At 63.8% G+C, this 18,904-nt stretch carries 20 protein-coding genes; 17 read left to right on the forward strand and 3 right to left on the reverse strand.

Annotation, left to right across the window (positions count from 1 at the left end; genetic code table 11):
- Both ACI1US_RS06565 and ACI1US_RS06570 read left to right on the forward strand, forming a co-directional pair.
- A partial coding sequence (locus ACI1US_RS06565; RefSeq protein ID WP_461639177.1) for a dipeptide ABC transporter ATP-binding protein occupies window positions 1-1,357 on the forward strand: 1,357 nt, incomplete at its 5' end.
- A gap of 77 nt (window positions 1,358-1,434) precedes the next feature.
- Window positions 1,435-2,841, forward strand: a complete 1,407-nt coding sequence (locus tag ACI1US_RS06570) for an MFS transporter (protein WP_461639179.1) — start codon at window positions 1,435-1,437, stop codon at window positions 2,839-2,841.
- A 336-nt stretch (window positions 2,842-3,177) separates the two neighbouring features.
- Here the strand turns inward: ACI1US_RS06570 and epsC are convergent, their stop codons facing one another.
- Together epsC and cysK are read right to left on the reverse strand one after the other, a co-directional pair.
- Window positions 3,178-3,747, reverse strand: a complete 570-nt coding sequence (gene epsC, locus ACI1US_RS06575; protein WP_461639181.1) for a serine O-acetyltransferase EpsC — start codon at window positions 3,745-3,747, stop codon at window positions 3,178-3,180.
- Entirely contained in the window at window positions 3,744-4,679 is a 936-nt protein-coding gene (gene cysK / locus ACI1US_RS06580; protein WP_461639183.1) for a cysteine synthase A, read from the reverse strand. Before cysK ends, epsC begins: the two co-directional genes overlap by 4 nt.
- Before the next feature lie 191 nt (window positions 4,680-4,870).
- Between cysK and prmC the strand changes: the two genes are divergently transcribed.
- The 12 genes from prmC (at window position 4,871) to ACI1US_RS06640 (ending at window position 15,258) form a co-directional block, all read left to right on the forward strand.
- Window positions 4,871-5,761 carry a peptide chain release factor N(5)-glutamine methyltransferase gene (prmC, locus tag ACI1US_RS06585; RefSeq protein WP_461639185.1) on the forward strand — a complete coding sequence of 297 codons (891 nt, stop codon included), beginning with the start codon at window positions 4,871-4,873 and terminating at the stop codon, window positions 5,759-5,761.
- Between the two features lie 11 nt (window positions 5,762-5,772).
- Window positions 5,773-6,504: an L-threonylcarbamoyladenylate synthase gene (locus ACI1US_RS06590; RefSeq protein ID WP_461639187.1), complete on the forward strand. Its 732-nt coding sequence runs from the start codon at window positions 5,773-5,775 to the stop codon at window positions 6,502-6,504.
- Window positions 6,504-7,709, forward strand: coding sequence for an MraY family glycosyltransferase (locus tag ACI1US_RS06595; protein ID WP_461639189.1), 1,206 nt, complete (start codon window positions 6,504-6,506; stop codon window positions 7,707-7,709). The genes ACI1US_RS06590 and ACI1US_RS06595 overlap by 1 nt, the downstream gene beginning before the upstream one ends.
- Window positions 7,706-8,206 carry a 3-oxoacyl-ACP reductase gene (locus ACI1US_RS06600; RefSeq protein ID WP_416549829.1) on the forward strand — a complete coding sequence of 167 codons (501 nt, stop codon included), beginning with the start codon at window positions 7,706-7,708 and terminating at the stop codon, window positions 8,204-8,206. Before ACI1US_RS06595 ends, ACI1US_RS06600 begins: the two co-directional genes overlap by 4 nt.
- Window positions 8,207-8,426: 220 nt before the next feature.
- The gene (gene atpB, locus ACI1US_RS06605; protein ID WP_416549828.1) at window positions 8,427-9,230 is read left to right on the forward strand and encodes a F0F1 ATP synthase subunit A; all 804 of its coding nucleotides are present in this window, start codon (window positions 8,427-8,429) and stop codon (window positions 9,228-9,230) included.
- 56 nt (window positions 9,231-9,286) lie between these two features.
- Entirely contained in the window at window positions 9,287-9,514 is a 228-nt protein-coding gene (atpE, locus tag ACI1US_RS06610) for an ATP synthase F0 subunit C (protein ID WP_416549827.1), read from the forward strand.
- A gap of 36 nt (window positions 9,515-9,550) precedes the next feature.
- On the forward strand, window positions 9,551-10,102 hold the full coding sequence (locus tag ACI1US_RS06615) for a F0F1 ATP synthase subunit B (protein ID WP_416549826.1): 552 nt from the start codon (window positions 9,551-9,553) through the stop codon (window positions 10,100-10,102).
- A complete protein-coding gene (gene atpH / locus ACI1US_RS06620) occupies window positions 10,102-10,878 on the forward strand; it encodes an ATP synthase F1 subunit delta (protein ID WP_416549825.1) in 777 nt (258 codons plus the stop codon). Before ACI1US_RS06615 ends, atpH begins: the two co-directional genes overlap by 1 nt.
- Before the next feature lie 55 nt (window positions 10,879-10,933).
- Complete coding sequence (gene atpA, locus ACI1US_RS06625; protein ID WP_416549824.1) at window positions 10,934-12,559, forward strand: F0F1 ATP synthase subunit alpha; 1,626 nt, start codon at window positions 10,934-10,936, stop codon at window positions 12,557-12,559.
- A gap of 78 nt (window positions 12,560-12,637) precedes the next feature.
- Entirely contained in the window at window positions 12,638-13,522 is an 885-nt protein-coding gene (locus ACI1US_RS06630; RefSeq protein ID WP_059062286.1) for a F0F1 ATP synthase subunit gamma, read from the forward strand.
- A gap of 24 nt (window positions 13,523-13,546) precedes the next feature.
- Entirely contained in the window at window positions 13,547-14,992 is a 1,446-nt protein-coding gene (gene atpD / locus ACI1US_RS06635; RefSeq protein ID WP_416549823.1) for a F0F1 ATP synthase subunit beta, read from the forward strand.
- A 2-nt stretch (window positions 14,993-14,994) separates the two neighbouring features.
- The gene (locus ACI1US_RS06640) at window positions 14,995-15,258 is read left to right on the forward strand and encodes a F0F1 ATP synthase subunit epsilon (protein WP_416549822.1); all 264 of its coding nucleotides are present in this window, start codon (window positions 14,995-14,997) and stop codon (window positions 15,256-15,258) included.
- An 81-nt stretch (window positions 15,259-15,339) separates the two neighbouring features.
- Here ACI1US_RS06640 and ACI1US_RS06645 read toward each other — a convergent pair whose 3' ends face one another.
- The gene (locus ACI1US_RS06645) at window positions 15,340-16,365 is read right to left on the reverse strand and encodes an NAD(P)-dependent alcohol dehydrogenase (protein WP_461639195.1); all 1,026 of its coding nucleotides are present in this window, start codon (window positions 16,363-16,365) and stop codon (window positions 15,340-15,342) included.
- 315 nt (window positions 16,366-16,680) lie between these two features.
- Here ACI1US_RS06645 and ACI1US_RS06650 point away from each other — a divergent pair, with 315 nt between their 5' ends.
- The 3 genes from ACI1US_RS06650 to ACI1US_RS06660 all read left to right on the forward strand — a co-directional run.
- Window positions 16,681-17,658: an alcohol dehydrogenase catalytic domain-containing protein gene (locus ACI1US_RS06650; RefSeq protein ID WP_461639197.1), complete on the forward strand. Its 978-nt coding sequence runs from the start codon at window positions 16,681-16,683 to the stop codon at window positions 17,656-17,658.
- Window positions 17,655-18,305 (forward strand): DUF2291 family protein, encoded by a 651-nt coding sequence (locus tag ACI1US_RS06655; RefSeq protein WP_461639199.1) that lies wholly within the window; start codon window positions 17,655-17,657, stop codon window positions 18,303-18,305. Before ACI1US_RS06650 ends, ACI1US_RS06655 begins: the two co-directional genes overlap by 4 nt.
- Window positions 18,302-18,904, forward strand: a 603-nt coding sequence (locus ACI1US_RS06660) for an ATP-binding cassette domain-containing protein (protein ID WP_461639201.1), incomplete at its 3' end; no start/stop codon positions are given. The genes ACI1US_RS06655 and ACI1US_RS06660, both read left to right, overlap by 4 nt.

Below are 18,904 nucleotides of genomic sequence, written 5' to 3' on the forward strand. Positions count from 1 at the left end.
AGAGACCATACGTTTCAACGGTGTCGCTCAGGGCCGGCGGGCGATCAAACGGCGCTCGGTGGAAGTGCTCGCTGAAGCTGGCCTCCCGAATCCGGGCGAGCGCCTGCGGCAGTACCCCCACGAGTTTTCAGGCGGCATGCGGCAGCGAGCGCTGATCGGAATCGGGTTATCCTCAAGGCCGCAGCTCCTGATCGCCGACGAGCCCACCTCCGCGCTCGACGTCACCGTCCAACGGCAGATTCTTGACCACCTCGAAAGTCTCACGAGCGATTTTGCTACCTCCGTGCTGCTCATCACCCATGACTTAGGCTTAGCTTCGGAACGGGCTGAGCATCTCATCGTGATGTATCGCGGGCGGATCGTGGAGTCTGGTCCCTCGCAGCAAATCCTTGCCGCGCCAGCGCATCCGTACACACAGCGGCTCGTTGCCGCCGCCCCGAGCCTCGCATCACGGAGGCTTGAAGCGGCTCGCCACAACAGCACAGTAGACCTGTACGCGGGCGCACCGCTCGAGACCTCCCTGGCGGAACGGGCAAAGGAGCGAGGGCGACAGGCCGCAACAACGGGCCCGCTCATCGAGATCACCGAGGCACGAAAGGTCTATCGGCTGCGAAGGCGCGGCCTTCGACAACAAGAACTCGTGGCAGTCGACAACCTTTCGCTCTCAGTGGACCGCGGCACCACAATGGCGATCGTCGGTGAGTCGGGCTCCGGCAAATCCACGCTCGCAAAACTCTTTCTGCAGCTTGAACCCCTCACCAGCGGTGAGATCAGATTCGACGGCGAAGACATCACGAAGATGAGCGCGGCCGAAACCATGGCATTCCGGCGCAGAGTGCAGCCAGTGTTTCAAGATCCTTACGGCACGCTCGATCCTCAATACAACGTTGGAAACACCATTGCCGAGCCGCTCCGAATACACGGAATCGGTACTGCACAAGAACGTCAGCGGCGAGTGCTTGACCTGCTCGATCAGGTTGCGCTGCCGCAGCATGTGCGTGATCGATACCCGAGTGAGCTCTCCGGCGGGCAACGGCAGCGCGTCGCGATCGCGCGAGCGCTGGCGCTGGAGCCCGAGGTATTGGTGCTCGACGAGGCAGTGTCAGCACTGGACGTGCTGGTTCAAGGGCAGATCCTCGATCTCCTGACGAACCTGCAGACTGACCTCGGGCTCACCTACCTTTTCATCACACACGACCTCGCCGTCGTGCGGCTGGTTGCCGACCACGTGTGCGTGATGCGTGAGGGGCGCCTCGTCGAATCCGCCTCCACGGACCAAGTATTCGACGATTCGCAGGAGCCGTACACGCGGGAGCTCCTGGCCGCGATCCCGGGTGCGGGTCTATCGGCCAGGTGAGACTCTGCGCGGGCTGACTACCCACGCGCCGCACCTGTATCCGGGCTGAGGCCCAGCCCAGCGGTAGCATTGCATTCATGAGCTCTTCGAAACCATTCCTTCCGTGGGTGGTGTGGGGCACAGCGGTCACGCTGTACGCGATCGCGATTGTAAACAGGTCTTCGCTGTCGGCGCTGGGGCCTGCCGCGCAGGAGCATTTCGGCATCGACGCCTCGACGCTCGCGGCCTTCCCCGTCATCCAGCTCCTTGTCTACGCTGGGTGTCAAATCCCAGTTGGCGTGCTCCTCGACCGCTACGGATCAAGCGTGCTGCTCCTGAGCGGCGGGGTGCTCATGATGGCCGGCCAGATCGTCATGGCCACCGTCACGAATGTAGAGCTGGCTATCCTTGCGCGTGTGCTCGTGGGCGCGGGCGACGCGTGCACCTTCACGGCTGTGATGCGAATGCTGCCGGAGTGGTTTAAGCCCAGGCAGCTTCCGACGCTGGGGCAGGTCACCGGCCTCATTGGCCAGATCGGTCAGCTCGTGTCCGTAATGCCGCTGGCGTTCGCGGTAGCGACGCTCGGTTGGATGGGCGGCTTCCTCGGAGTAGTCGCAGTCGGCCTGCTCGTGACACTGCTCGGCTTCGTGGTGCTTCGCGATGCACCTGGACTTCCCACGATGTTCGAACGCATGACGAAACACGTCGGTGCGATTACGAAACGCTCAGCAGATCTCGCGGGTGCCCCGGTTACCTCCGTGACGATGGCACCGCCAGAAACCAGCATGATCCCCGTCGTGAACGGCCGCCGGATCACGCGGCCTCGGAGCAACGGCCAGGAGCCGTTTGGCATGCGCCTTCGCCGGCTGCTCTCAATTCCGGGTGTTCGGCTCGCGTACTGGGTGCACTTCGTGACCCCGTTCCCGCTGCAGATCTTTCTGCTGCTTTGGGGCACACCGTTTTTGACGGGTGGGCTCGGACTGAGTACTCCCGCGGCGAGTAGCCTGCTGAGCATTACCGTCATCTCATCGATGGTTGCCGGGGTGGTCCTCGGACCGATCAGCTCCCGCTTCATCGAGCGGCGGGTCGAGCTGACTGTCGTAGTCACGTTGCTCATCATGGGGACCTGGCTCGCGGTGATTCTGTGGCCCGGCATGCCGCCGGCCTGGCTCATCATCGCGCTTATCGTGATCATTCCGATTGGCGGCCCGTCATCGATGATCGCCTTCGAGGTTGCACGCTCGCACACTCCGCGCAGCTTCTCTGGATTCGGTACCGGCTTCGTCAACACGGGTGGATTCACCGCGGGCCTCATCGGCATGATGGCCGTCGGCATCGTGCTAGACCTGCAGGGCGCTGGGTCGCCCGAAACGTATTCGCTGCACGCCTTCCAGCTTGCTTTCGCGGTGCAGATCCCACTGTGGATCATCGGCCTGCTCGGCATCTTCATCGAGCGCCGAAAGACCCGCAAGTGGATGGCGAAGTACGGCCGGACGCTCCGCTAACCAGCCCGCTTTCCCGCCCGCTGCCAGCCCTACCCCGCATCCTCTCAGCCCCGATTTTTCTATCCTGAGCCTTGTACAGGCGGCGGAAGGGGCGGTTGAGATGAATAGGGGCAGAGAGGACGTGGGTGGACGCCGCGAGCGTCGTGAAAGCCCGGCCAAGTGGGCTGCCGCGTAGCGGCCGAGCCGCGCTGTGCGTTGTGCGATGCGCACCCCGCCCCGAGCATCCTTCCTGCCCCGAATATTCCTGCGCGAGCCTTGTATAGGCCGTGCAGGGGTCGGAACAGATTAATCGGGGGCAGGACGGAGGGCGGGCGGGAGGAAGAGGGCAGGCGGGCCCTAAATGACGTAGAAGCCCGCAGTGTTGGGGTGCTCAGCGACGGGCGCACCGCGCCGCGGGCGCGCCGTCGCAGGGATCCCGGTGAGGGTCGTCCAGGGGCCCGCCGACCGCACCACGACCGCGTTCGCGCCGACCGCCGAGTCGTCGCCGATCTCGATGTTGCCGAGCAGCTTCGCTCCGGCTCCGAGCACCACGCGATCGCCCACGGTGGGGTGGCGTTTGCCGCTCTCGTGGCCGGTGCCCCCGAGTGTCACGCCGTGGTAAATGAGCACGTCGTCGCCGATTTCCGCGGTCTCGCCGATGACGATTCCTGAGCCATGATCGATAAACAGGCGTCGGCCGATGGTCGCTCCAGGGTGGATCTCGATCCCGGTGAAGAAGCGTGTGATCTGCGATATTGCGCGCGGCAAGAACCGCATCCCGCGCCGCCACATCGCGTGCGAGGCTCGGTGCCACCAGACGGCGTGGAGCCCGGAGTACAGCAGAAACACCTCGATCGGCCCGCGCGCAGCTGGATCGTGCGCACGGGCCGAAGCAATGTCCTCACGGACGCGAGAAAACAGGCTCAAACTGCGAGGTCCTCGTAGAGTACCGTCGAGAAGTAGCGCTCGCCGAAGTCGGGAACGATGACGACGATCTTCTTGCCGGCGTTCTCGGGGCGCTTGGCGACTTCGACGGCGGCAAACACTGCGGCACCGCCGGAGATGCCGGCGAGGATGCCCTCATCGGTGCCGAGAGCGCGGCCGACACGGAGCGCGTCGGGGAGCGCGACGTCGATGACCTCGTCGTAGACGTCACGATCGAGCACGTCGGGCACGAAGTTCGCGCCGAGGCCCTGAATCTTGTGCGGGCCAGCGGTGCCCTCGGTGAGCAGCGGCGAATCGATCGGCTCGACGGCGATGACCTTGACGTCGGGGTTCTGTGACTTCAGGTATCCGCCCGCGCCGGTGATGGTGCCGCCCGTGCCGATGCCTGCGACGAAGATGTCGACGGCGCCGTCGGTGTCGTTCCAGATCTCGGGGCCGGTCGTGGCACGGTGGATCGCGGGATTCGCCGGGTTGCCGAACTGCTTGGCGAGCACGGCACCCGGGGTGTTCGCTACGATCTCCTCGGCCTTCGCGACGGCACCCTTCATGCCGAGCGGGCCCTCGGTGAGGACGATCTCGGCTCCGTAGGCAGCAAGCAGCTTGCGGCGCTCGACGCTCATGGTCTCGGGCATGGTGAGGATCACGCGGTAGCCGCGGGCAGCACCAACGAACGCGAGCGCGATTCCGGTGTTGCCGCTGGTGCCCTCGACAATGGTGCCTCCCGGCTGCAGCTCACCCGACTGTTCGGCCGCGTCGATGATGGCTACACCGATGCGGTCTTTCACGCTCCCGGCGGGGTTGTAGAACTCGAGCTTCGCAAAGACCTCGGCACCGGCGTTCTCGGTAACCCGGTTCAGCCGGACGAGGGGAGTGTTGCCAAAAGCCTGTGTGATGTTGTCGTGGATCCGAGCCATGCGGGGTGCCCTCCGTGTCAATTGTGTGTTTCCGTAGCACTGAGCTATTCCATCAGGTTATCTGAAATGTACTCAAAGCTTATGAAAGCGTCACAGTGTTACAACGCGCCGCCCCGATCCCCATTCCCGCTGGCGTGCTGCCGGGCGTGCCGTCGGGCGTGCCGTGACGCGCGGTGCGGGAGAATGGGGGAGTGAGTGACGACCTTGGCCCCCAGATTACCGACGTGCTCAGCGAGCTGCACGAACAGTTTGCTGTTGCAGGGATTGAAGACCCTGCCGTCGACGCAGAGCTGTTGCTCGGCCATGTGCTCGGAGAGAAGCGCGGCCGGGTGCAGGCACTCGCGATCATGGGAACGCGGCTCACAGCGGCGCAGTACGAGCGCTTGATCGCTTTGGGCGGCTACCGGGCCGAGCGGGTGCCGCTGCAGCATCTCACGGGGCTTGCGCCGTTCCGTGAGCTCGAGCTCCGCGTCGGGCCAGGCGTGTTCGTGCCGCGCCCCGAAACTGAAACGGTCGCGCAGTTTGCGATCGACGCGCTCGCGGCGTCGACGGCTCCCACGCCCCTCGCAGTGGATCTGTGCACCGGCAGCGGGGCACTCGCCCTCGCGCTCGCGACCGAGGTTTCGACTGCCCGCGTGTGGGCCGTTGAGAAGAGCGAAGAGGCCCACGCGTGGGCGGCGGAGAACGTCGCGGCGCTCGGTGACGGGCGCGTTGAACTGATTCACGGTGACCTCGCAGACTTCGCGCATGGGCAGCTGGCCCCCTCCGAGCTGATGGGGCGCGTCGACGTCGTCGTGTCGAATCCGCCGTACGTTCCCGACGCAATGGTGCCCCGTGACCCCGAGGTGCGCGATCACGACCCAGAGCTTGCCCTGTATGGCGGAGACGACGGCCTTGACGTGATCCGGGTGATCAGTCGCGTCGCCGCTCCGTTGCTCGTTGTGGGCGGCACGCTCGTGCTTGAGCATGCCGAGGGGCAGGGGGCCGCGATCCGCGAGCTGCTCGCACGCGACGGCTGGCAGACCCCGGCCACTCACCCCGATCTCACGGGGCGTGACCGCGCCACAACCGCGCTGAAGTAGAATTGCGAACTATGTCCGAGGTGTTTGACTGTTCTGATGGTGCCCAGCTGCTGCAGGGGACGCGGCTTGCCCGCCAGTCCCTCGGGCGGGGTGAGCTCATCGTGATCCCGACAGACACGGTGTACGGCGTTGCGGCCGATGCGTTCTCGCCGGAGGCCGTGCAGCGGCTGCTCGATGCGAAGGGGCGCGGCCGACAGTCGCCGCCGCCCGTGCTGATTCCCAATGTTGGCACGCTGGCGGCGCTCGCTGCCGACGCGAATGAGGCGCTCCACGCGCTTGCCGATGCTTTTTGGCCGGGGGCTCTCACGATCATCACCCAGGCGAACCCTGCGCTGAGTTGGGATCTCGGTGAGACCGGCGGAACGGTCGCGCTCCGCATCCCGGGCAACGAACTAGCGCGCGAGCTGTTGCAGGAGACCGGGCCGCTCGCTGTCTCTTCGGCAAACCTCACCGGGCTTCCCGCGGCAGGCACCGCCGCCGAGGCGCAGGAAATGCTCGGTGACTCAGTTGCCGTGTACCTCGAGAACGGCCCTGCCCGGGGCGAAGCTTCAACAATTATTGACGCGACTGCCCTGGACGGATCGGGAACGGGAACCGTGCGCGTGGTGCGGGCTGGGGCGGTCACGCTCGATGCGCTGCAGCGCGCTCTGCCGGAAGCGACAGTCGTGCTGGCGGACGCACCAGCTCCGGCACCAGCTCCGGCACCAGAGGTGGCGGAGGACAGCCGAGCCAGCGAGGCGTGATGCTCTCCTACCTTCTGGTGCTCGCGGCTGCGGTGGTCGTGACCGGGATAGCGTCGTACTTCGTGCTCCGGCTTGCGAAGCGGTTTCAGCTCGCACCGGAGGTCCGTGAGCGCGATGTGCACCAGAACCCGACGCCTCGGCTCGGCGGCGTTGCCATGTTTGTCGGACTGCTCGCGGCGTTCGGAGTCGCTGCGGCGCTGCCTGAGTTCCATGGGCTCTTCACTACCGATCTCAAGATGTGGGCGCTCATCGGAGCCTGCCTGCTCATCGCGGTGATCGGCGTCCTCGACGATCTGCTTGACCTTGACTGGATGATCAAGCTCGGGGCGCAGCTGCTCGCCGCAGGAATTCTCGCCTGGAACGGCGTGCAGATCGTGTCGATTCCACTCGGGGATACGCTCGTGATCGGCTCGCCGACGGTCAACTTCGTGCTCACCGTCTTCCTCATCACCCTCGTGATGAACGCGGTGAACTTTGTTGACGGGCTCGACGGCCTCGTTGCCGGTGTCGCGATTATCGCGAGCGGCACGTTCTTCATCTACACGCTCGTGCTCAGCTCGCAGCTTGGCAGCACCAGGGCGGTCACCTTCGCGAGTCTCATCGCGCTCGCACTCGTCGGCATCTGCGCGGGCTTTCTGCCCTTCAACTGGCATCGCGCGAAGATGTTCATGGGTGACACCGGCGCGCTGCTTGTTGGGCTCCTCATGGCGACCTCGACCGTCTCGGTGACGGGTGAGCTGAACCCCGCTGCGCTCGATCTGAAGCTCGTGATCGCGAGCTACATCCCCATTCTGTTGCCGATCGCCGTGCTCGCTGTGCCGTTGGCTGATTTCGTGCTCGCGGTTTTCCGGAGGCTGCTCGCCGGGAAGAGCCCGTTCGAGGCGGATCGCCAACACCTCCATCACCGGTTGCTCGACATGGGGCACTCGCCAGTGCAGGCCGTAAGCATCTTCTATCTCGGCACCGCGGTGCTCGCGGTCGCGGGGCTGCTCGTGTTCACAAGCCAGAGCTTCGTGCTGCCGCTTATCGTGCTCTTGGTCGGAGGCATCGCCTGCGTGCTGCTGCTGCGATTCCCTGCCGCGCGGGTGCGTGCAGCGCTCGCGCAGCGCCGCTTGGTAGCGTTATCCAGGCGGGGCGCACCCGTCGAAGCCCCGGAAGCTGCTGCTGCCGCCGGAGGCGACCCGAATGAAAGGACCTCCGAGTGAGCACTTCCGTGCCCCCCGATGCCCAGAACACCCCCGGTGTCGAGCCCACGACCTACGGTGACGGCGAGTATCCGATGCCGTCGTCGCAGCCGATGCTCCTGCGCGGTGTGCGGTGGGGGATCATCGCCACGGTCGCATCGATGGTGCTGTTCGCAGTCATCGGGTACCTGACGCGGGGAAGCGTTGGCCTGGCCGGCGGGCTGATCGGTGCGGGAATCGGTGGAGTGTTGCTGCTCATCACCGTTGGCAGCATCGCGTTCGCGAACCGTTTCGTGCGGAGCCCGGTGTACCTGCAGATCTTCATGGGCATCGTGATGGGCGCGTTTGTTGTGAAGCTCATCGCCTTTGTCGTGGCGGCGCTGTTGCTGCGCGATCAGCCCTGGCTCGACCCGCAGATTCTGTTCATCGCGCTGGTGACAACGGTGCTGGTTTCGATCATTATTGACGTCATTATCGTCGCCAAGGCCCGCGTACCATACGTGGACCTCACTCCCTAACTCACCGCAGGCTTAGGGGGAGATTCCCAGCCGGTGCCGAAGCATCGGCGTGGGAAGCTCCTCCGAGTTTCGCTTGGGGTGAAATCTTGTTAGGATAAACCTGTTCCCAGCCTCGGGGCGCTGTTTCTGAGTGCCCGAAGTGCGGGGAGCCGACCATCGTTCGAAGCCGTGCGGCGAAAGCCGTGCCCCGAATCAGGAGAATGGCCTGTTCGCTAACGCTATGCACCTCGTTGCCCCCGGACTCGTCCGAGCCGCAGAGGGCGGATTCCACGGCCCAACACTCGACGACTTCTTCCCGCCGGCGGTGCTTTTTGAAGGCACGCCGTTCGAGATGAACCGGATCATGATCATCCGTGTCGTCATGGTGATTGTTCTCCTCGTACTGTTCTGGCTCGGCACGCGCAAGATGCGCGTCGTTCCCGGCCGCTGGCAGGCTGCGTTCGAGTTCGTACTCGATTTTGTTCGCAAGAACACCATCGAGGATCAGCTTGGCGTGAAGGAGGGACGTCGCTTCCAGCCGCTGCTGATGACGGTGTTCTTCCTGGTCTTTGCCTTCAACATCACGGGCATCATCCCCGGGTTTAACATCGCGGCATCGTCCGTGGTGGGCTTCCCAATTGTGATGGCTGTCGTCGCATACATTGCGTTCATCTACGCCGGTGTGAAGAAGCACCCGGGCAGGTTCTTCAAGAACTCGCTCTTCCCGGCCGGTGTTCCCAAGGCGATGTACCTGCTCGTGACTCCGGTCGAGTTCCTCTCGACCTTCATCATGCGCCCGGTCACGCTCGCGCTGCGACTGCTCATGAACATGCTCGTGGGTCACATGATCCTCGTGCTGCTGTGGGCCGCAACCAACTTCTTCATCCTTGAGGCCGGCGGGATCTTCCCCGCACTCGGCGCCGGCACCTTCGTGTTCGGTTTCGCCTTCACGCTCTTTGAGATGTTCGTGTCGGGCCTCCAGGCTTACGTCTTCACCTTGCTCACCGCGCTCTACATCCAGCTCGCGCTGGCTGACGAGCACTAAATTAAACCCCTGGGTTCGGCTCTCGCCGCGCTCATATACGGAAGGAAACACATACTGTGTCTGTTCTCGCTGAAATCTCGGGCAACATTGCAACCGTCGGCTACGGCCTCGCAGCGATCGGCCCCGCCATCGGTGTGGCCATCGTCGTTGGCAAGACCATCGAAAGCACCGCTCGCCAGCCTGAGCTCGCCGGCAAGCTCCAGGGCATGATGTGGATCGGTATCGCATTCACCGAGATGCTCGCGCTCATCGGTGTTGCAACCTACTTCATCTTTAGCAACTAAGCAGTTACCTTTCACTAGTCTCGAAAGGGAGGCAAGATGAATTACGCAGTGCAGTTCGCAGCTGCAGAGGGTGCTACTCAGAACCCGCTGCTGCCCGCGACGTACGATATCGTCTGGTCGGCGATCGCGTTCCTCATTGTCCTCGTCGCGTTCTGGAAGATGTTCCTCCCGAAGGTGCAGGTCATGCTTGACGCTCGCGCGGAAGCGATTGAGGGAAATATCGCCAAGGCCGATGAGGCTCAGGCAAAGGCTGAGGCAGCGCTCCAGGAGTACACCGCCCAGCTCGCAAGCGCTCGCCAGGAAGCTGGCGAGATCCGCGAATCGGCTCGCGTTGACGCCACGAAGATCGTGTCCAAGGCGAAGGAAGACGCAACCACTGAGCAGGCGCGTATCACGCAGGCTGCTCAGGTGCAGATCGAGGCTGAGCGCCAGGGCGCTCTCGTCTCGCTCCGCAAGGACGTCGGATCGCTCGCTATCGACCTCGCTTCTGGCGTTGTCGGCGAGAGCCTGAGCGACGACAAGAAGGCATCGGCTCTCGTCGATCGCTTCCTGGTCGAGCTCGAAGCGTCCGAACGGGCGGCGAAGTAATGGGCAGCGCGTCACGCGAGGCACTCACGGCTGCGAAGGGTGCGCTGGGCGGTCGCCTCGGGAAAGCTGTCGGTTCGGAGCTGCTCAACGCGGCTGCGCTGCTCGGCGGTTCACCGGCCCTCGTTGCGTCGCTCGCTGACGCGTCGCTTCCGGCCTCCGCGAAAGCGGAGCTCGTCGGCAAGGTCTTCACCGGCCTGTCGGCTGGCGCGCGCTCTGTGCTCACCGCAGCAGTCGAGCAGTCCTGGTCGAACTCCGAGGAGTTCATCGATGGCATCGAAGAGCTCGGGTTCCGCGCTCAGTCGCTCGCCGAGCCAGGACTGGCCGATGAGCTGCTCGCAGCTGCTTCCGTGATCGAGTCGAGCCACGAGCTCGAGCTTGAGCTCGGAAACAAGCTTGGCGATCCTGCGGCGAAGGCGAAGCTCGCGGAGAAGATCTTCTCCGGCAAGCTCGCGGATGGCGCCTTGGGCGTCGTCAGCTACCTCGTTGCTCACCCGCGCGGCCGCCGCGTGAACTCCGCGCTTCGCGCCGGAGCACGTGTCGCTGCGGACCAGGGCGGCAGCGAACTCGCTACTGTCACGGTTGCGGCATCACTGACGGCCGAGCAGCAGCAGCGGCTTGCAACGCTCCTCGAGCAGACTGCAGGCCGCGCCGTCAAGGTCACCACGATTGTGGATCCTGACCTGATCGGCGGCGTACGCATTCAGATGGCCGATGACGTCATCGACGGAAGTGTCCGGGCACGCCTGGAAGACCTCCGCCAGCGGCTCGCTGCGTAGAGCACAACTTCATTACTTGCCGGAGAGTCTCTCCGGAACAGATAGAGGAAACGAAATGGCAGAACTCGCAATCAGCCCGGACGAGATCCGCAGCGCGCTGAATGAATTCGCAGCATCGTACGAGCCTGCACAGGCGGGTAAGACTGAGGTCGGAACCGTCGTCGATGCCGCTGACGGTATTGCACACGTCTCCGGACTCCCCGGCGTCATGGCCAACGAGCTCGTCCGCTTTGCTGACGGCACGCTGGGCCTTGCACAGAACCTTGAAGAGGATGAGATCGGCGTCGTCGTTCTCGGTCAGTTCTCGGGCATCGCTGAGGGCCAGGAAGTCACCCGCACCGGTGAGGTCCTGTCGGTTCCCGTGGGCGAGGGCTACCTCGGCCGCGTGGTCGACCCGCTCGGCAACCCGATCGACGGCCTCGGCGAGATCACTGGCATCGAGGGCCGCCGTGCGCTCGAGCTCCAGGCTCCCGGCGTCATGCAGCGTAAGTCGGTTCACGAGCCGCTGCAGACCGGCATCAAGGCGATCGACGCGATGATCCCCGTTGGCCGCGGCCAGCGTCAGCTCATCATTGGCGATCGCCAGACCGGTAAGACCGCTCTCGCGATCGATACGATCATCAACCAGAAGGCGAACTGGGAGTCGGGCGACACCAACAAGCAGGTTCGCTGCATCTACGTCGCAATCGGCCAGAAGGGCTCGACCATTGCTTCGGTAAAGGGCGCGCTCGAGGACGCAGGCGCGATGGAGTACACCACGATCGTGGCGTCTCCCGCATCTGACCCCGCAGGCTTCAAGTACCTCGCTCCGTACACCGGCTCGGCAATCGGCCAGCACTGGATGTACGACAGCAAGCACGTACTCATCATCTTTGATGATCTCTCGAAGCAGGCTGAGGCCTACCGTGCCGTATCGCTGCTGCTGCGCCGTCCGCCAGGGCGCGAGGCATACCCGGGTGACGTGTTCTACCTCCACTCGCGTCTGCTGGAGCGTTGTGCAAAGCTCTCCGACGAGCTCGGCGCAGGTTCGATGACGGGTCTTCCCATCATCGAGACCAAGGCGAACGACGTCTCGGCGTACATTCCGACCAACGTGATCTCGATCACCGACGGCCAGATCTTCCTCCAGTCCGACCTCTTCAACGCTAACCAGCGCCCCGCGGTCGACGTGGGTATCTCGGTTTCGCGTGTGGGCGGCGACGCTCAGGTGAAGTCGATCAAGAAGGTTTCGGGCACGCTCAAGCTTGAGCTCGCTCAGTACCGTGCGCTTGAGGCATTCGCGATGTTCGCATCCGACCTCGACGCATCGAGCCGCAAGCAGCTTGAGCGTGGCGCACGCCTCACCGAGCTGCTCAAGCAGCCCCAGTACTCACCGTTTGCTGTTGAAGAGCAGACCGTGTCGATCTGGGCTGGTACTAAGGGCTACCTCGATGAGGTCCCCGTCGTCGACATCCTCCGGTTCGAGCGCGAGTTCCTCGACTACCTCGGACGCAACTCCGATGCGCTTGCAACGCTTGCTTCGACGAACGTCCTCTCGGACGAGGTTGTCGACGAGCTCACGAAGCAGATCGAGAAGTTCAAGAGCGAGTTCCTGACCGCTGAGGGCAAGTCCCTCACCGAGCAGTTCGATGCGCTCGACGAGTCAGAGATTCAGCAGGAGCAGCTGGTAGTTAAGAAGTAGTTGAGCCGGTGGGGGCCTCGCGCCCCCACCCTCTCACCACTTCAATAACCAGCCAGTTCCAGACAACACAGGAGAGACATGGGAGCGCAACTTCGGGTCTACAGGCAGCGCATTCGCTCTGCCCAGACGACCAAGAAGATCACCCGTGCGATGGAGCTCATCGCTGCCTCACGCATTCAGAAGGCTCGGGCACGCGTTGACGCCTCGACCCCGTACACCCAGGCAATCACCCGGGCTGTATCGGCGGTCGCGACGCACGCGAAGGCTGATCACCCGCTGCTGACGGAGGCTGACAAGGTCGAGCGCGCGGCGGTGGTGATCTTCACCTCCGATCGTGGCCTCGCTGGTGCGTTTAACTCGCAGGTGCTGCGGGAGGCAGAGGAGCTCACTGAGCTGCTTCGCGCCGAGGGCAAGGACATCTCGTACTACCTCATCGGCCGCAAGGCTCAGGGGTACTTCACGTTCCGCCGCCGCGCCTCAGAGCGTATCTGGCTGGGCGACACCGAGGCCCCGGTATTCGAGACCGCCAAGGAAATCGCTGACGCGCTTATTTCGGCGTTCGGCCGCGACACCGCTGAGGGGGGAGTGCAGGAGATTCACCTCGTGTACAACCGCTTCATCAGCATGGTCACGCAGGCACCGCAGGTCACGCGCCTGCTGCCACTGCAGATCGTCGAAGGCGTTGCCGAGGCGAGCGATGTGAGCCCGCTGTACGAGTTTGAGCCCGAGGCAGATGTCGTGCTCGACAAGCTGCTGCCCGACTACATTGAGTCGCGTATTTTCAACGCGATGCTCGAGTCGGCCGCGGCGAAGCACGCAGCGACGCAGAAGGCGATGAAGTCGGCGAGCGACAACGCTGACACGCTCATTCGCGACTTCACCCGCCTTGCAAACAACGCACGCCAGGCGGAGATTACCCAGCAGATTTCCGAGATTGTGGGCGGCGCTGACGCGCTGTCCTAATACCAGTACGAAGAAGGAAGAGACATGACCGATACGGCCACCACCAAGGTCGTCGGGCGCATCGCCCGAGTCACCGGCCCCGTCGTCGACATCGAGTTCCCGCACGACGCGATCCCCGCTGTCTACAACGCACTCGAGACGACCGTCAACATGGGCGAGGGCACGGAGCCTTTCACCCTCGTGCTTGAGGTTGCCCAGCACCTCGGCGACAACCTTGTCCGCGCGATCGCACTGAAGCCGACTGACGGCCTCGTCCGCGGCCAGGAAGTTACCGACACCGGTGAGTCGATCACCGTTCCCGTTGGCGACATCACCAAGGGCAAGGTCTTCGACGTTGCTGGTAACGTCCTCAACCTCCCCGAGGGTGAGACCATCGAGGTCGGCGAGCGTTGGAGCATCCACCGCCAGCCGCCCGCCTTCGATCAGCTCGAGTCGAAGACTGAGCTCTTCGAGACCGGCATCAAGGTCATCGACCTCCTGACCCCCTACGTTCAGGGCGGCAAGATTGGCCTCTTCGGTGGTGCGGGCGTCGGCAAGACCGTCCTCATCCAGGAGATGATCCAGCGTGTTGCGCAGGACCACGGTGGCGTGTCGGTGTTCGCCGGTGTTGGCGAGCGTACCCGTGAGGGCAACGACCTCATCCACGAGATGGACGAGGCTGGCGTCTTCGACAAGACCGCACTCGTGTTCGGCCAGATGGACGAGCCGCCCGGGACCCGTCTCCGCGTCGCGCTCTCGGCCCTCACCATGGCTGAGTACTTCCGTGATGTGCAGAAGCAGGACGTGCTCCTCTTCATCGATAACATCTTCCGCTTCACGCAGGCAGGTTCCGAGGTTTCGACGCTGCTCGGCCGCATGCCTTCGGCAGTGGGCTACCAGCCGAACCTCGCGGACGAGATGGGTGTGCTCCAGGAGCGCATCACCTCGACCCGTGGCCACTCGATTACGTCGCTGCAGGCAATTTACGTGCCGGCCGATGACTACACCGACCCGGCTCCGGCGACGACCTTCGCCCACCTCGATGCAACCACCGAGCTCTCGCGTGAGATCGCATCGCAGGGTCTCTACCCGGCAGTGGATCCGCTGACCTCGACCTCGCGTATCCTCGATCCGCGTTACTTGGGTGCTGACCACTACCGCGTCGCGACCACCGTGAAGCAGATCCTCCAGAAGAACAAGGAACTCCAGGAGATCATCGCGATCCTCGGTGTTGACGAGCTCTCTGAAGAAGACAAGATCACCGTATCGCGCGCACGCCGCATCCAGCAGTTCCTCTCGCAGAACACCTACATGGCGAAGAAGTTCACCGGTGTTGAGGGTTCGACGGTTCCGCTCAAGGAGACCATCGAGTCGTTCGACGCTATCGCCAAGGGCGAGTTCGACCACGTTGCCGAGCAGGCATTCTTCAACGTCGGCGGAATCTCCGACGTCGAAGAGAAGTGGGCGCAGATGCAGAAGGATATGGCCTAATCATGGCGCTCAACGTCAAGGTCGTTTCCGCGACGCGCGAGATCTGGTCTGGTGAAGCCACCCAGGTCGTCGCGAACACTGTCGAGGGCGAGATCGGTATCCTTACCGGTCACCAGCCGTTTCTCGCACTCCTCGCCAAGGGCGAGGTGCGCGTCACGACGGACGGCGGCAAGAAGGTTACTGTGAACGCAGACGATGGATTCCTTTCCGTCGACCACGACACGGTCACCATCGTCGCCGGCGATGCAGTGCTCGTAGCTGCTTAGTTCGCAAGCTCCGTATACAACAACAGCGCCAATCCCGTTCGCGGGGTTGGCGCTGTTGTTGTATCTGCTGGGCGCGTCGGGCTAGTGCCGGAACGGCTCCACCACGGTCTTGATGGTGGTGGGGTTCGCGGTCGATTCGAGCGCTTCTTGGACCTGGTCGAGCCCGAAAGTGCCGGTCACCATCGAATCGAGATCGACTGCGCCACTGGCAACCAGCGAGATCGCCGTCGGCCAGGTGTTGGCGTAGCGGAACACTCCGGTCACGATGAGTTCCCTGTTCTGGATCGTGGTGACCGGGAGGGGGATCTCTGGCAGCCCCATGCCGACGAGCACGGCCCGCCCGCTCGGCTTGAGCGCGTCAATACCGGTTCGGACAGCTGATGCCGCTCCGGATGCGTCGACAAAGACGTCAACCGGCTCCAGCCCCTCAGGGCCCTCAGCGATCGGGTCGAAGACCTCGGTGGCACCAAACCGCAGAGCTGCCTCCCGGCGGTCTGCCGCTACGTCGGAGACGACGATCTCGCTCACGCCGTATGCGCGAGCCACCTGGGCGACGGCGATACCGACTGGACCTGCGCCCGTGATGAGGAGTCGCTGACCCGGCGTGAAGCCGCCTTTTCGAGCTGTTGCGATTGCCACCGAGAGCGGCTCCATCAGGGCTGCTGCGTGGTCGCTGACGCTGTCGGGAATGGCGTGGGCAAAGTGGCTTTGGATCGTGACGTACTCCTGGAACGCGCCGTCGGTACCTGGCACGGCATAGAAGCGCATGTGCGGGTCGAGATGGTAGTCGCCGCGGAGCGTTTCTGGTGAACTGCTCGAGGGGTGCTGCGGCTCGATCGACACTCGCTCGCCCACGCGGGTGTTGGCAACTTCTGAACCGACCCCGACGATGGTTCCGCCGGACTCGTGCCCGAGGACGAGCGGCTCGTCAACGACCCAGTCGCCGAGCTTGCCGTCGTGGAAGAAATGGACGTCGGAACCACACACCCCTACCGAAGCGACGCGTACGAGCACCTCGTCTGGGGCAGGGACCGGAATCTCCCGTTCCGCGAGCTCGATTTTGCCCGGTGCGACGAGCAGGCTGGCAAGCATTTTGTTGGTGGTCATGGGTGGACTCCTGTTCGTGCTGGGGGTGCGTAGGCGACGCAACCTCCGTCAAGACTGAGGCCGTTCGTCCTTTGTTGACACGTATGTGTTAAGAATCTATGATGAATCTAACGTGATCTTAACGCAAGATCACACAACGGTAACATAAGGAATTCTCTCGATTGAGTGATGTCTTCTCGCCTGCGTTGGAGGCGAGAAGCTCAAGAAGACCGCAACCCAATGAGAGCGACGCCGCGTTTTGCGCGGTTCGGAGGAGCAAAGATGCGCGCAGTGGTGTTCACCGCAACCGGTGAATTGAGCCTGGAAGAGAGGCCCATGCCTACTCCCGGCTACAAGGAGATCCTGATCGAGACGGCGGCGGTGGGAATCTGCGGCACTGACACCCACGTTTTGGACGGCGAATTCGAGGGGACGGTCTTCCCGCTCGTTCCCGGGCACGAAGCAACCGGCAAGATCGTCGCACTCGGCGAAGACGTCAACAGTGGCGTCTTCGACTTCAAGGTTGGCGACCACGTCGCGGTCAACCCGAGCACCACCTGCGGTGAGTGTGAGTTCTGCCAGAACGGGCACCAGAACCTGTGCCGTTTCTGGAACGGACTCGGTGTCGTCGCCTCCGACGGTGCCTCGCAGCAGTTCTTCACTGCCCCCGCGGCCAATGTCTACAAGCTCAAGCCCGAGACCGACATCTACGAGGCCGCGCTCATCGAGCCGCTGGCATGCGCCATCCGCGGTTGGGATGTGCTGCCGCGCCGCCTCGGCGACCACGTACTGATCTACGGTGCCGGAACCATGGGGCTCCTCATGGGCCAGCTCGCCTCGCGCGCAGGCGCGTCCACCGTCACCATCGTCGACCTCAACGAGGACCGGCTGAAGGTCGCAGAGGAGTGCGGAATTCAGCTGCGCTACACCTCAGCTGACCAGGCCGAGCGCGAGCAGTGGGACGTCGTCATCGACTGCACCGGCAACATCCGGGCAATCGAGGACGGGCTCACCCGTGTGAAGCCGGCCGGCTTCTTCCAGGACTTCGGAGTCGCTCCAGCAGACCGCACAGCGCAGTTCTCGCCCTTCCGCGTATACCGCGATGAGATCTCGATCGTCGGCACGATGGCTGTGCTGAACTCCTTCGGCCGCGCCGTAGAGCTGTTCGAGGGTGGTGCGATCAACGCCAAGGCGATGATCAGCCACTCCTTCACGCTCGACGACTACGAAGAAGCACTCGAACTCTTCCGCCAGGGCTCGGGCCGCAAGCTCCAGATTCGCCCGAACGACACCCAGTCGCGGGTGCTCCTGTGAGCGCCGCGAAGGTGGCGCGGAAGCCGCTCAGCGCCGCAGCCCGGAGGGGCGTCTGGATCGGAGTCGTCGTCGTTGTGATCGCGGGCCTCGCGCTCGGAACACGCGTCGTTCCGAGCGACGACCCGCTCGCGCAGGGGACCATCGTGTTCGATCCCGCAACCTTCGGCGGCGAGAACTTCCCGGCCGTGCAGGAGGGCGTCAGCGAGCTTGCCACTGATGCAGTGACCCTGGCGGACGCTATCGCCGCGGACGCGGCGGCAGCCGGCGAAGAGTACGCAGTGCAGAGCTCGGGTGGCCCCGTGTTCAGCGTGACCTTCACGGGTACCGTTGGCGAGGGCCAGTCGGGCATCTACCCGGTCGAGATCGAGGGCCTGCCCGATGATCTGCTCGTGCGCGTTCAGACCGGGCCAGCGATCAACGGCACCGAGCTTCGTGACGCGACGGGCGACATCGAGTTCGGCCAGTTTAAGAACCAGATCGAGTTCCAGAACGCCGCAGCCGCTCTGAACGACGTGCTGAAGACCGAGGTGCTCGACAGCGTCGACACCGCCTCGCTCGCCGGCAAGACCATCGAAGTGACCGGGGCATTCACCCTCATCAACCCGGCCGGCTGGCTGGTCACGCCCGTGGAATTGACAGTCCGATGAGTGGCTTCGATTCCTCGAACGAGGTCGTGCTCGAGGCGCGAAACATCGTGAAGACCTACGGCGGAACGCGCGCGCTCAAGGGCGTGAATTTCCAGGTCCGCAAGGGCACTGTCACCACGCTCTTTGGCGAGAACGGTGCCGGCAAGTCGACGCTCATGAAGATCCTCTCCGGCGTCGAACAGCCAACGTCTGGCGAGATCGTGCTCGACGGGGAGCCCGTGAGCTTCGCGTCAACCAACGACGCGCGCGACCGCGGAATCTCAATCATTCACCAGGAGCTCAGCCTTGCGCCGAACCTCTCGGTGCGCGACAACATCTTTATGGGCCGGGAGATCACCGGGCCGTTCGGAGTGGATTACGCGGAGGAGACCCGCCAGGCGAAGCTGCTGCTCGAAGAGCTCGAGCTCCCTATTGACCCCGACACACTCGTCGCCGACCTCCGTGTTGGGCAGCAGCAGATCATCGAGATCGCTCGCGCGCTGTCGGCGAACTCTCGGATCCTGATCATGGACGAGCCGACGTCGGCGCTTGCCGCTGCTGAGGTCGAGGTGCTCTTCGGAGTCATCCGCGATCTGCTCGCACGCGGCGTTGCTATCGTC

The organism is Leucobacter sp. BZR 635 (assembly GCF_048061935.2).
GTDB lineage: Bacteria > Actinomycetota > Actinomycetes > Actinomycetales > Microbacteriaceae > Leucobacter.